The organism is Pseudomonas sp. PA-6-3C, assembly GCF_021605825.1.
GTDB classification, from domain to species: Bacteria; Pseudomonadota; Gammaproteobacteria; order Pseudomonadales; family Pseudomonadaceae; genus Aquipseudomonas; species Aquipseudomonas edaphica.
Genome location: NZ_WKDV01000010.1, coordinates 1 through 12,022, shown reverse-complemented (window position 1 = coordinate 12,022; position 12,022 = coordinate 1). Strand labels below are relative to the sequence as shown.

Annotated in this window: 12 protein-coding genes; 5 read left to right on the top strand and 7 right to left on the bottom strand. The window is 59.6% G+C overall.

Features of this window, described 5'->3' with window-relative positions; genetic code table 11:
• Nucleotides 1–11 precede the first annotated feature (11 nt).
• Both GIW48_RS09025 and GIW48_RS09020 read left to right on the top strand, forming a co-directional pair.
• Nucleotides 12–413, top strand: a complete 402-nt coding sequence (locus tag GIW48_RS09025; protein ID WP_236460205.1) for a YbaY family lipoprotein — start codon at nucleotides 12–14, stop codon at nucleotides 411–413.
• Nucleotides 414–451: 38 nt separating this feature from the next.
• Nucleotides 452–1,141 (top strand): DUF4197 domain-containing protein, encoded by a 690-nt coding sequence (locus GIW48_RS09020; RefSeq protein WP_017137124.1) that lies wholly within the window; start codon nucleotides 452–454, stop codon nucleotides 1,139–1,141.
• Nucleotides 1,142–1,654: 513 nt separating this feature from the next.
• Here GIW48_RS09020 and GIW48_RS09015 read toward each other — a convergent pair.
• The gene (locus tag GIW48_RS09015) at nucleotides 1,655–2,269 is read right to left on the bottom strand and encodes a LysE family translocator (protein WP_169985366.1); all 615 of its coding nucleotides are present in this window, start codon (nucleotides 2,267–2,269) and stop codon (nucleotides 1,655–1,657) included.
• A gap of 194 nt (nucleotides 2,270–2,463) precedes the next feature.
• Between GIW48_RS09015 and GIW48_RS09010 the strand changes: the two genes are divergently transcribed.
• Nucleotides 2,464–3,054 (top strand): Lrp/AsnC family transcriptional regulator, encoded by a 591-nt coding sequence (locus tag GIW48_RS09010; RefSeq protein WP_225933036.1) that lies wholly within the window; start codon nucleotides 2,464–2,466, stop codon nucleotides 3,052–3,054.
• Nucleotides 3,055–3,159: 105 nt separating this feature from the next.
• Here the strand turns inward: GIW48_RS09010 and GIW48_RS09005 are convergent, their stop codons facing one another.
• On the bottom strand, nucleotides 3,160–6,225 hold the full coding sequence (locus GIW48_RS09005; RefSeq protein WP_138453031.1) for an efflux RND transporter permease subunit: 3,066 nt from the start codon (nucleotides 6,223–6,225) through the stop codon (nucleotides 3,160–3,162).
• Between the two features lie 6 nt (nucleotides 6,226–6,231).
• On the bottom strand, nucleotides 6,232–7,332 hold the full coding sequence (locus tag GIW48_RS09000; protein ID WP_017137120.1) for an efflux RND transporter periplasmic adaptor subunit: 1,101 nt from the start codon (nucleotides 7,330–7,332) through the stop codon (nucleotides 6,232–6,234).
• 93 nt (nucleotides 7,333–7,425) lie between these two features.
• On the opposite strand from GIW48_RS09000, the gene GIW48_RS08995 reads away from it, so the two are divergent.
• Nucleotides 7,426–8,061 carry a TetR/AcrR family transcriptional regulator gene (locus GIW48_RS08995; protein ID WP_017137119.1) on the top strand — a complete coding sequence of 212 codons (636 nt, stop codon included), beginning with the start codon at nucleotides 7,426–7,428 and terminating at the stop codon, nucleotides 8,059–8,061.
• A gap of 122 nt (nucleotides 8,062–8,183) precedes the next feature.
• Here the strand turns inward: GIW48_RS08995 and GIW48_RS08990 are convergent, their stop codons facing one another.
• Nucleotides 8,184–8,966, bottom strand: coding sequence for a class I SAM-dependent methyltransferase (locus GIW48_RS08990; RefSeq protein WP_017137118.1), 783 nt, complete (start codon nucleotides 8,964–8,966; stop codon nucleotides 8,184–8,186).
• Between the two features lie 96 nt (nucleotides 8,967–9,062).
• Here GIW48_RS08990 and GIW48_RS08985 point away from each other — a divergent pair, with 96 nt between their 5' ends.
• Nucleotides 9,063–9,683: an energy transducer TonB gene (locus GIW48_RS08985; protein ID WP_236460204.1), complete on the top strand. Its 621-nt coding sequence runs from the start codon at nucleotides 9,063–9,065 to the stop codon at nucleotides 9,681–9,683.
• A 1-nt stretch (nucleotide 9,684) separates the two neighbouring features.
• On the opposite strand, the gene GIW48_RS08980 is transcribed toward GIW48_RS08985, so the two are convergent.
• The 3 genes from GIW48_RS08980 to GIW48_RS08970 are packed head-to-tail and all read right to left on the bottom strand — an operon-like array spanning nucleotide 9,685 to nucleotide 11,702.
• Nucleotides 9,685–10,512, bottom strand: coding sequence for an isocitrate lyase/PEP mutase family protein (locus GIW48_RS08980; RefSeq protein WP_058421656.1), 828 nt, complete (start codon nucleotides 10,510–10,512; stop codon nucleotides 9,685–9,687).
• Nucleotides 10,513–10,539: 27 nt separating this feature from the next.
• Nucleotides 10,540–11,400, bottom strand: a complete 861-nt coding sequence (locus GIW48_RS08975) for a DUF72 domain-containing protein (protein WP_236460203.1) — start codon at nucleotides 11,398–11,400, stop codon at nucleotides 10,540–10,542.
• Complete coding sequence (locus GIW48_RS08970) at nucleotides 11,400–11,702, bottom strand: hypothetical protein (protein ID WP_017137114.1); 303 nt, start codon at nucleotides 11,700–11,702, stop codon at nucleotides 11,400–11,402. Before GIW48_RS08970 ends, GIW48_RS08975 begins: the two co-directional genes overlap by 1 nt.
• Between the last annotated feature and the right edge of the window lie 320 nt (nucleotides 11,703–12,022).

The window sequence follows — 12,022 nt, the reverse complement described above, 5'->3', positions numbered from 1 at the left end:
GGAGCTGTACCATGAAAAAGATCATCCTCCTGGGCCTTACCGCCCTGCTCGGAGCCTGCCAATCCATGACCCCAGCCCCCAAGGCCAGCCTCGACGGCGAAGTGTTCTACCTGCAACGCATCGCCTTGCCGCCCGCGGCCACCCTGAGCGTCAGTCTGCAGGACGTGTCGCTGATGGACGCGCCGGCGGTGACCCTGGCCGAACAGAAAGGCCCGGTCAAAGGCCAGGTGCCGCTGCCGTTTCACCTGAGCTACGACCCGGCCCAGGTCAAACCCGGCCACACTTACTCGGTGAGCGCTCGCATCGAGCTGGACGGCAAGCTACTGTTTATTACCACCGAACGCCACGCGGTGCAGCTCGACGGCAAGGACGAACAGCCACTGCGTCTGCGCGTTGATGCTGTCGCACACTGACCTTTCCAGACCATAAGCCCGAACATAAGGAAGCGCTCATGCTCCGTCACTCTCTTCGCCTCACTGCCCTGTGTGCCGGCCTGTTACTCGGTGCGAACGCCATGGCCCTGGACCTTGGCAGCCTGTCCCAGGGCGACGCCAGCGGCGGCCTCAAAGACGCCCTGACCCAAGGCGCCCAGATCGCCGTGAAACAACTGGGCGTGCCCGGTGGCTTCAGCAACAACCCCGAAGTGAAGATCGGCTTGCCAGGCAAACTCGGCAAAGTCGCCGACAAGCTGAAGATGTTCGGCATGGGTGACCAGGTCACGCAGCTGGAAACCAGCATGAACAAGGCCGCCGAAACGGCCGTGACCCAGGCGCAACCGATTCTGGTCAATGCCGTCAAAAACATGAGCGTGACTGACGCCAAGGGCATTCTCAGCGGCGGCCAGGACTCGGCGACGCAGTACTTGAACAAAAGCAGCCGCGAGCAGATCCGCGCCAAGTTCCTGCCGATCGTCAAGGCCGCTACCGACAAGGTTGGGGTTGCGCAGCAGTACAACGCCCTGGCCGGCAAGGCGGCAGCATTTGGCGCAGTGGATGCCAAAAGTGCCAACGTTGAAAACTACGTGACCGAACAGGCGCTGGACGGCTTGTTCAAGATGATCGCGCAGCAGGAAGAAACCATTCGCAAAAACCCGGCGGCCGCGGCCACCAGTCTGGCCAAGAAGGTGTTTGGGGCACTATAAGCTTCTCAAACACACTGGTCCCACTGCGCCAAGGCCGCTTACCACGGGCCTTGGCGCAGTTGTTTCAGGCCAAGCCCCTTAACGATTCAGCGTAAAAAGCGGATAGCTAGGCCTGTAGGGTGAAGGTTGCTCGTAGACCGTGTGCTGCTGTGGATACGGCCTGCCATGGTTGGTCTGGGTTGGATAGGTGTGGCCCACGTTCGGCCGGACTGTATGAGGACGATGTTGGGGATAGTGGTGATTGTTTGTTGCGTGCCCCGACCTATACCCATTTCCAAAATTGTTGCGCGGTGCATTATTGCCCAACAGGGCTCCGAGCAGCGCACTTTTGAAAGCAATTACAGCATCAAAAAAAGCCATGTAACTCTCCATAAACTCATTGAATAGGTCGGACTGCCAACTCAGGGAAGTCCAAACCTGCGCCTGTCCATCAGGCAATTCTGAGTGGAGTAAAAAAGGCAAACGTTCCAAAGGCGCAGACGCCTGTTTGCATCAGGATGTGAGTCAGTGCTACTACGTCAGCGTGAATGACCAGGCGACCGTCACTACCATCAAAATCGCGAAGCTTACGTTAAGTCGTCGACTCCAAACGGGGTGGATGAACAACTTGCGCATCCGGCTGCCTGCAAAAAGCCACAAAAAATCGAATACCACGCAAACCAATAAACAAATAAGCGCTTTTGTGCCCTGCTCCCAGCCCGGCGTCGTGCCCAAGGTGAAACTGCCCAGTAACGCTGCAAACGCGGCATACGCCTTGATATTTGCAACCCCCAGCACAAAACCGGCACCCCAGCCCGGCGTGACCACGGCTTGCTGATCCTGAATGGGCGGTGCCGTACCAATGCGGTAAGCCAACCAAAAAATATAAACAATGGAGATGATCGTCAGTGCCACCGCCAACCCGGGAAAGCTGTGCAAGACCACATACAGCCCAGAAACAACCAACGCCATGGCAATCACTAAACCCAGGGTGATCCCGACAAAAAACTGAAACGAGCGTTGCATGCCATACGCCGCGCCGCTGGCAGCCAGCGCCAGAGTCGCGGGGCCGGGGCTGGCCAGTAAGGCGATAGCTGCGAGAGTAAAGGTGAATATCGCCTGGTAAACACTTAGCGTGACATCAAACATGTGAAGCGCCTCGGTAGCCTTATTCAAAACTTAATGAAACCGCACCGCCTTGTAGTTGTAACTCGACGTTAGCACCCCTCACAACCACCACGCACTGGACCGCTTTGCACATTCATACACCCATTCAATAAAATTTATAGCAAGTTAAAAACACTCACTCAAACACAGCCGCATCGTTTAGCCGGCGGTAACTTTTGAACGCAGCTGTAATTCGCACATTCAAGAATAAAAAAATAGATGGAAACCTTTTAAAAATCCATTCTTTTGTCAGGGATCTGTGGTATGTAAGATTTTCACGCTATTTCATCAATGTTCGTAAGGTCCATCTAATGAAAAGGCTTACAAAAAACGATCAGACACTCGATGCAATTGATCGCGCGCTGCTGGTCGCCCTGCATCAGAATGCCCGTGCCTCTATCCGCGCGCTCAGCCGGCAGGTGGGATTGTCCGCTCCTGGTTGCAGTGAGCGTCTCAAACGCCTGGAAGTGGCAGGGGTTATAAGTGGGTTCAGCGTAGCGTTGGACGCGCAGGCACTGGGGTTTGCGCTGCAGGCACTGGTGCGGGTAAAACCGCTGACGGGAAATTTTCAAACAGTGGAGCAGCTACTGTCAGACATGCCTGAATGTATTGTCTGTTACAAGATCACCGGGGAAGACAGTTTCGTCTGCCATCTGTACACACATTCCGTTAACCACCTTGATCAAACCTTGCAAAAAATAACGCCGTTGGCCGACACCAACACCTCTATTATAAAAACCGTCGAGAAGAAACTGCCCCTGTTCTAAATAAACAAGTGGGAGACATTCAGGCTTAAACAGCAGTTATCGAATTTCAGGCTTTTCCCACACCCGTCAATACTATCGATACGCCTTCACGCCTCCCGTTATGAACTAGTGCGCCTCCTTCTTAATGCGAAACCATGCCGCATACAGGGCTGGCAAGAACAATAACGTCAACGCGGTCGCCACAATCAACCCGCCCATGATAGCCACCGCCATCGGCCCGAAGAACACGCTGCGCGACAGCGGAATCATTGCCAATACCGCCGCAAGCGCCGTCAGCACAATCGGGCGAAAGCGTCGGACGGTGGCTTCGATGATCGCCTGCCAGGGCGCCAGTCCCGCCTTGATGTCTTGTTCAATCTGGTCCACCAGGATCACCGAGTTACGCATGATCATGCCCGACAGCGCGATGGTGCCGAGCATGGCGACAAAGCCGAAGGGCTGGCGGAACACCAGCAGGAACAAGGTCACGCCGATCAAGCCCAGCGGCGCCGTCAGAAACACCATTGCAGTGCGTGAGAAACTGCGCAGTTGCAGCATCAGCAAGGTCAGCACTACCACGATAAACAGCGGCACGCCGGCCTTGACCGAGTTCTGGCCACGGGCCGAATCCTCGACGGTGCCGCCCACTTCGAGCAGGTAGCCGTCCGGCAGTTCGGCGCGCACGCCTTCCAGGGTCGGCAGGATCTGCTGGACCAAGGTTGCCGGTTGTTCCTTGCCGTAGATATCGGCACGCACGGTCACCGTCGGCAGGCGATTGCGGTGCCAGATGATGCCTTCTTCAAAGCCATATTCGAGGGTCGCAATCTGCGACAGCGCTACGCTTTTGCCGTTGTCGGTCGGCACCGCCAGGCTCGGCAGCAGCGACAACTCGGTACGTTCATGCACGGTGCCGCGCAGCAGGATCTCGATCAACTCGTTGTCCTCGCGGTACTGGCTGACGCTGGAGCCGGTCAAGGAACTTTGCAGGAACTTCGACAGGTTGGCAGTGCTGACGCCCAGCGCACGGGCACGGTCCTGGTCGATATTCAGGTAGACGATCTTGCTCGGTTCCTCCCAGTCCAGGTGCACGTTGACCACGTGGGTATTTTCGCGAACCTTGGCCGCGACCTTGCGCGCCAGGGCACGGACTTCTTCGATGTGCTCGCCGGTCACGCGAAACTGCACCGGGTAGCCCACGGGCGGGCCGTTTTCCAGGCGCGTGACGCGTGAACGCAGGTCGGGGAATTGTTCGTTAAGGGTCTCGATCAGCCAGGTGCGCAGGCTTTCGCGTTCCTCGATGGTTTTGGCCAGTACCACAAACTGCGCAAAGCTGGCGGCCGGCAGTTGTTGGTCCAGCGGCAGGTAGAAGCGCGGCGAACCGGTGCCCACATAGGCCACATAGTTGTCGATGCCAGCATGTTCCTTGAGCAAGGCTTCCAGGCGCTTGACCTGGTCGGCGGTGTTGCTCAGCGAAGCACCTTCAGCCAGTTTCAGGTCGACCATCAGCTCCAGGCGACCGGAGGCCGGGAAGAACTGCTGAGGTACAAAACGGAACAGCGCCACCGAGCCGATAAACAACAACAAGGTCAACACGATCACGGTTTTGCGCCGACGCACACACCATTCGACCAAGCGTCTTACACGTTGATAGAACGGCGTGCCGTAGGGATCAGGCCCATCGGTGCCGTGTTTGGCCGCATGAATCTTCGCCAGGTCCGGCAGGAGCTTTTCCCCCAGGTACGGCACAAACACCACCGCCGCAACCCACGAGGCCAGCAGGGCAATGGTCACCACTTGGAAAATCGAACGGGTGTATTCACCGGTACTCGATTGCGCGGTGGCAATCGGCAGGAAACCTGCGGCGGTGATCAATGTGCCGGTGAGCATCGGGAACGCGGTGCTGGTCCAGGCAAAACTCGCGGCCTTGAGCCGGTCGTAGCCCTGCTCCATTTTGATCGCCATCATTTCCACGGCGATGATCGCATCGTCCACCAACAAGCCCAGGGCCAACACCAAGGCACCGAGGGAGATTTTGTGCAGGCCGATGCCCAGGTAATACATGGTCGCAAAGGTCATCGCCAGTACTAGCGGAATCGCCAGGGCGACCACCATGCCGGTGCGTACACCAAGGGAGAAGAAGCTCACCAGCAGCACGATGGCCAAGGCTTCAGCGAGTACCTGGACGAATTCACCGACGCTGGTTTTCACCGCCGCCGGTTGGTCCGAGACCTTGCGCAGTTCCATGCCTGCCGGAAGGTTCTTCTGCAGGCGTGCGAATTCGCCTTCAAGGGCCTTGCCCAGTACCAGAATGTCGCCGCCGTCACGCATCGCCACGGCCAGGCCGATGGCGTCCGCGCCCATATAGCGCATGCGCGGCGCCGGTGGGTCGTTGAAGCCGCGATGGATTTGCGCCACATCACCGATGCGGAAGGTGCGGTCACCTACGCGAATCGGGAAGTTACGGATCTCATCGACCGTTTTGAAGTTACCCGAGACGCGCAGTTGCACGCGTTCCGTCGGGGTTTCAAAGAAACCGGCGGTGGAGACGGCGTTCTGCTCCTGCAGTGCCTGCTGCACTGCAGCCAATGGCAGGCCGAGGGTGGCGAGCTTGAGGTTGGACAGTTCGATCCAGATCTTCTCGTCCTGCAGGCCCAGTAACTCGACCTTGCCCACATCCGGCACGCGTTGCAGTTGAATCTGGATGCGGTCGGCGTAGTCCTTGAGCACCGCGTAGTCAAAACCGTCACCGGTCAGGGCGTAGATATTGCCGAAGGTGGTGCCGAATTCATCGTTGAAAAACGGCCCCTGGATATCCGGCGGCAAGGTCTGGCGAATATCGCTGATCTTCTTGCGCACCTGGTACCACAGCTCCGGGATTTGTGCCGAGTGCATCGAATCGCGGGCCATGAAGGTGACCTGGGACTCACCGGGCCGGGAGAACGAGACAATGCGCTCGTACTCGCCCGTCTCCATCAGCTTCTTCTCGATACGTTCGGTGACTTGGCGCGAAACTTCCTGGGCCGTGGCGCCCGGCCAGTTGGTCTTGATGACCATGGCCTTGAAGGTAAACGGCGGGTCTTCACTTTGCCCCAGCTTGGTGTAGGACAACGTGCCGACCACTGCCAGCAGGATCATCAGGAACAGTACGATCTGGCGATTACGCAACGCCCATTCGGAAAGATTGAAACCCATCGGGGACTACTCCTTGGCCGCCAGATTCACTACTCGGTTGGCGCGATCCACCGGGCGCACTTGCTGGCCCTCATGGAGCACATGCACACCCGCCGCGATCACCCAATCGGTGGGGGCCAAGCCTTCAAGCACCGGCACGGTTTTTTCACCGAAAGCACCGATGCGCACCGGCGTTCGTTTGAGCGTGTTGTCCGGCTGTACCCGCCAGACGTAGGACGCACCGTTCTCCGCGCTCAGGGCCGACAGCGGCACGGACAGTGGGACGATGCCATCAGCCTGGATGAAGACGCGGGCGCTCTGGCCCAACTCGGCGGGGACTTTGCCGCCGGTGAAGGCAACGCGCGCAGCGAAGGTGCGGGATTTTGGGTCGGCTGCCGGTGAGAGCTCACGAATGCGCCCGGCAAAACGTTGGTCGGGCTGGCTCCACAACTCCACCGATACCGGTTGGCCGATCTTGAAGCGGCCAAAGCCTTGCTCGGGCAGGCTGATCAACACTTCGCGCTCGCCATCGGTGGCCAGGGTAAACACCGTTTGGCCGGCGGCCACCACTTGGCCGACTTCCACCGCACGTTTGGCCACTACACCGTCCTGGGGCGCACGCAGCACGGCATAGCCGGCCTGGTTGCTCGATACGTCGAACTCGGCCTTGATCTGCTTAAGACGCGCTTCACCGGATCGGTAGAGGTTTTCGGAATTGTCGTACTGCGAGCGGCTGACCATCTGACGGTCCATCAGGGTCTTGTAGCGGTCGCGTTCGGCGCGCACCAGGCTCAGGTTGGCTTCGGCGGCGGCAACCTGAGCGCGGGTGGCTTCCAGTTGCAGGCGCACGTCCTGTGGGTCGAGCTCTGCCAATGGTTGGTTGGCCTTGACCCGCTCGCCCTCCTCCACCAAGCGCTTACTGACTTTGCCGCCGATGCGAAAGGCCAGGTCCGGCTCATAACGGGCGCGTACTTCCCCCGGAAAACTGTCCATCGCCAGCGCCGACGGCTGCGGTTGCACCACCATGGCCGGGCGGATGGTGGTTTGGGCCGCTTCTTCATGACCGCAGGCGGTCAACAGGAAGATCAGGCTGACAGGCAACGCAAGGGGCAGGAAAGTACTGCGCATGCTGAAGGACCTTTCGCAAATGGAGCTAGGAATAATTATACTGGCCGGTATGTTATTAATACCAAACTCACCAGTCCAGTATTAAAGGTGAAAATGTCCGACAATCCTGTAAACACCAATAGCCCCGGGCGTCCCAAGGACATGGCAAAACGCCAGGCAATCCTCGAAGCAGCCAAAATCCTGTTTTTGAGCAATGGCTACGCCAGCACCAGCATGGATGCCGTGGCCCTTGAGGCCGGCGTGTCAAAACTGACGGTCTACAGCCACTTCACGGATAAAGAGACCTTGTTCACCGCCGCCGTCGTGGCCAAGTGCGAGGAGCAGTTGCCGGTGATGTATTTCGAGTTGCCCGAGGGCATGCCGGTGCACACCGTACTGCTGAACATCGCGCGCGGCTTTCATCGGCTGATCAACAGCGAAGAATCGGTGAACCTGCACCGCCTGATGATGACCACCGGCAACCAGGACGTGAAACTCTCGCAGATCTTCTTTGAAGCCGGGCCTATGCGCATGCTGCAAGGCATGGAGCGCCTGCTCAGCCGCATTGACCAGAGCGGCGCCTTGAGCATCGACAAACCATTTACGGCGGCTGAGCACTTCTTTTGCCTGCTCAAGGGCACGGCAAATTTTTGCTTGTTGTATGGGTGTGGCGGGCAGCTGAGTGAAGAAGCTGCCGAAGCGCATGTGCAGGAGGTGGTGGGGTTGTTTATGCGGGCGTATCGGCCTTGAGGGTTTGAGCTGCCTGATCGGGCACTATCGCAGGCAAGCCAGCTCCCACCTTTGACTGTGTTTGCAAATCAAAAGGTGGGAGCTGGCTTGCCTGCGATGAGGCCCGAAAGAACAACAATGATTCAGGACTTGAGCGCTTTCTTTGGATAGATGTCATACCGGCTGGACTTGCCATCCAACGCATGGCTCGGTTTCGGTCCGTCAATGCACGGCGCCTTGCGCGGGCGCTTGACCACCACGCGGTGGCTGGCCAACGCCAAAGCGGCAGCGAGTAAGGCCGGTGCGTCCGGATCATCACCCACTAAGGGGCGAAACAAGCGCATTTCCTTCTTCACCAGCGCCGTTTTCTCACGGTGCGGGAACATCGGGTCCAGGTAGATCACCTGCGGCGGCTCGCCCTCCCAGTTGCGCATCACCTCGATCGAGTTGCCCTTGAGCAACTGCATGCGCGCCACAATCGGCGCCACTTCAAAGTCGTCCGCACCACGGGCCAGGCCGTCTTCGAGCAAGGCGCCGATCAACGGCTGACGCTCGATCAGGCTCATCTCGCAGCCCAGGCTGGCGAGTACGAACGCGTCCTTGCCCAAGCCCGCCGTAGCGTCCAGCACCCGTGGGCGCACGCCTTGGGCAACACCGACCGCCTTGGCGATCATCTGCCCGCTGCCACCACCGTAGAGACGCCGATGCGCCGCGCCGCCTTCGACGAAGTCCACGCGCACCGGCCCCGGCGCGTCAGGCCCGAGCTGTTGCAGTTGCAGGCCGTGTTCCCCGACTTGCAGGGAAAAGTCCGCCTCCTCCAGCTGTAAAGGCAGGCCAAGCTGCGCGGCCCAGTGCTCGGCGCGGGCCTTGAAACCGTCGGCCAAAGCCTCGACCCGAATGCGGCTGGCCGCTGGTTGTTCGCTCATCAATCGCTACGCTCAAAAATATTAAGGATCGGCAAACAACGGCCGATAAAAACAATAGTCAGGTATTTTGCCAGAGCTGAGCGTCGACCGAGAAAAATGTCAGACATTCTTCCCCTAACCATCGGTGTACTGCCGACCCACAACCACTACGGCCTGCGCAATACTCAAGCGCTGGCTGGGGTGAGCCATGTGTGGCAGGACTTCTTCGCCCGTGCGTTGGCCGAGCAGCTTGGCGATACGCCGAGTGCGCTGGCGGCCAAAGCTCCGGCGCCGAGGGACCCGGCGGTAGAACCCAGCGAAGGCGCCGACCTGTTGTCACAGATCCTCACCCAGCGTGAATGCGACGTACACGACACCGAGGTCGCCCCGCCGGAGCCGCTGTTCCTGCCCATCGCCGAATTTGAAACCGAGCTGCTGCCGCCGCCTGCCACGCCGTTCCCGGCAGAAGAAATCATCGCCCAGCAGCGCCAGCAAAACTTCGAAAGCGGCTGGGTCCGCCCGATTGTGCTCAATGCCGGCAACCCGCTGCCTGAGCCTGGCCCGGCGCCGCAGCCCCAGCCGCTGCACCTGCCGATTGCCGAATTCGAACTGGACCTGCTGCCACCGCCTGCCACGCCTTACCCGGCCGAGGAGCTGGTGGCGCAACAGAAGGCGCTGGACTTCGATTATCACTGGGCGCGCCCGCTGGTCCTCAACAACCTGCGCCTGGCGGCCTGATTCAGCCTTTGAAAAAACCGTTGGCCTGGCTGAACGGCATCTTGCGTTCAGTGAAGGTAAAAGTGCCCAGCTCATACACCTCCTGCGCCGCCCGATAGAACTCGCCATACGCCGCCAGCGCCATGGCTGAGCCGACACTGATGCGGCGCACGCCCATTTCGCTCAACTGCGCCACGCTCAGGTTCAAACCACCGGACATCAGCACATTTACCGGTTTGGGCGCCACCGCCTTGACCACCGCGAGCACTTCTTCGGCACTGCGCAAGGCGGGAGCGTAGAGCACGTCCGCCCCGGCTTCGGCGTAGGCTTGCAGGCGGCGAATAGTGTCAGGCAAATCCAGGCGACCATGCAGGAGGTTTTCTGCACGGGCGGTGAGCGTAAAGGCAAATGGCAAGCTGCGGGCAGCGGCGACGGCGGCTTCCACGCGCTCCACCGACAGGTCAAACGGATAGATCGGGTCGACCGCAATGCCTGTGGCGTCTTCGATAGAGCCACCCACAATACCGCTGGCCGCGGCGCGCAGGATGGTCTGGGCGCAGCCTTCGGGGGTGTCGCTGAAGCCGTTCTCCAGGTCAGCCGCCACCGGCAGCGCAGTGGCCTGCACAATCGCCGAGGCATTGGCCAAGGTGTCTTCAAGCGATAATGCGCCTTCCGCATCCGGGCGCCCGAGGCTGAACGCATAGCCCGCACTGGTCGTGGCCAACGCCTCAAAACCCAGGCTGGCGAGCATGATGGCGGAGCCGGCGTCCCACGGGTTGGGCATCACGAATGCGCGGTCACGCTCATGCAAGGCCTTGAAGGTTTCGGCGCGAAGGGTTTGGGCATCCATGGCTGACTCCTGTCGGAAAAAGGAGCCCTAGAGTAACCCCAGTTGCTCCGCTGCGGGTTCCCGATGCAAGGTTGGCAGCGCTGGCAACCCCGGCAAACGCAGCATCAACTGTTGGTGAAAGCGCAGCGCCAGTTGCGCGGCGAGGCGGTTATCCGAGGTGTGCAGGAACACATAAGGCGTGCGCCCCTCTTCGATCCAGCCAGCAATTTTTTCTACCCACGGGACCAGGAACGGGTCATTGGCCTCCAGTTCCGGATGGCCGATGAAGCGCACCTGGGGAAATTGAGTCAACGCCGCCGGCCGTGTTGGTACCTTGGGCTTTTTCGATTGGGCGTGCAGCACGGCCGCCGACGTTGAAGTGCAACTGAACAGCGCACGTGGATCGAGGCAAATACGCTCCACGCCACGGTCGCGCAACAGGCGGTTGAGCCTGCGCTCGGCATCGCCCTTGGCGAAGAACTCAGGGTGGCGCACTTCCACGGCCAGCGGGCGCTCCAGGCCGTCAATAAAACCCGCCAGTTCGCCCAGGCGTTGCGGCGAAAAGCTCGCTGACAATTGCAGCCACAGCGGTGAAACCCGTTCACCCAAAGGGCTCATCAAGCCGACAAAGCTTTCCGCTGCCGGTAACTGTTCGCGCAGGTCGCCGCCGTGGCTGATGTCTCCGGGGAATTTGGCGGTGAAGCGAAAATCCTCAGGCATGATTTCAGCCCAGCGCTGCACCGTGGCGGCCGAGGGGCGGGCATAAAAGGTGGTATTGCCTTCGACGGCGTTGAAGACTTGGGAATACAAAGCGAGGTAGTCGCCGGAACGGGCATCGGCCGGGTATAGGTACTCGCGCCAGGCGTTTTCACTCCAGGACGGGCAGCCGATGTAGTAAGGCAGGCGCATCAGATGTGGATGTCGAGACCCAGCACTTCCATATCCCATTCGACAAAGCCGGCAGTGGTCAGGTAGCTGGCCAGCGCGGTGGCGACGCTTTTGCTCATGGAACGGGGGAAGACCATGTCTTGCTGACGGGCAGGAAGGCCACTGATGCGTGCAGCGCCAGAACCCTGGGCACTGGGCTGCGACTCGGACTGAACCTCGATGAAGTCCGGCGAATCTTCGACGGACTCGTCTACCGTAACGTTCGCCTTGCGCGGCTTACGCTTGAGTGGGTAGGACTGTGAGGAAAAGCCGTCTATACGCATACATGCAGACTCGGTATCAATGATGGCAATTTAGCGGCACTTTCCGTAGCGCGCAAATGCTCTGGTGATAACTAGAACACATAATTTGTAAAAGGTTTACAAACCGGGGAAAATTCTGACGATTGGGGATTTTTGCCGGTGCGCTGCACTTACTGTGGCGAGGGAGCTTGCTCCCGTTGGACTGCGCAGCAGCCCCGATCTTTTAAAAAGGGGGCCGCTTTGCGGCCCGACGGGGGCAAACGCCCCCGCCACACCTAAAAGGCGGGGGCAGGCGTGGGTTTGGGAACTTTATAGGGCCGGGAAAACGGGGCAGCCTGGGG

Excerpts from the sequence above, each read along its gene's own strand:
- GIW48_RS09025 (WP_236460205.1), top strand. The coding sequence starts at position 12 with ATGAAAAAGATCATCCTCCTGGGCCTTACCGCCCTGCTCGGAGCCTGC.
- GIW48_RS09020 (WP_017137124.1), top strand. The coding sequence starts at position 452 with ATGCTCCGTCACTCTCTTCGCCTCACTGCCCTGTGTGCCGGCCTGTTA.
- GIW48_RS09015 (WP_169985366.1), bottom strand. The coding sequence starts at position 2,269 with ATGTTTGATGTCACGCTAAGTGTTTACCAGGCGATATTCACCTTTACT.
- GIW48_RS09005 (WP_138453031.1), bottom strand. The coding sequence starts at position 6,225 with ATGGGTTTCAATCTTTCCGAATGGGCGTTGCGTAATCGCCAGATCGTA.
- GIW48_RS09000 (WP_017137120.1), bottom strand. The coding sequence starts at position 7,332 with ATGCGCAGTACTTTCCTGCCCCTTGCGTTGCCTGTCAGCCTGATCTTC.
- GIW48_RS08995 (WP_017137119.1), top strand. The coding sequence starts at position 7,426 with ATGTCCGACAATCCTGTAAACACCAATAGCCCCGGGCGTCCCAAGGAC.
- GIW48_RS08990 (WP_017137118.1), bottom strand. The coding sequence starts at position 8,966 with ATGAGCGAACAACCAGCGGCCAGCCGCATTCGGGTCGAGGCTTTGGCC.
- GIW48_RS08985 (WP_236460204.1), top strand. The coding sequence starts at position 9,063 with ATGTCAGACATTCTTCCCCTAACCATCGGTGTACTGCCGACCCACAAC.
- GIW48_RS08980 (WP_058421656.1), bottom strand. The coding sequence starts at position 10,512 with ATGGATGCCCAAACCCTTCGCGCCGAAACCTTCAAGGCCTTGCATGAG.
- GIW48_RS08975 (WP_236460203.1), bottom strand. The coding sequence starts at position 11,400 with ATGCGCCTGCCTTACTACATCGGCTGCCCGTCCTGGAGTGAAAACGCC.
- GIW48_RS08970 (WP_017137114.1), bottom strand. The coding sequence starts at position 11,702 with ATGCGTATAGACGGCTTTTCCTCACAGTCCTACCCACTCAAGCGTAAG.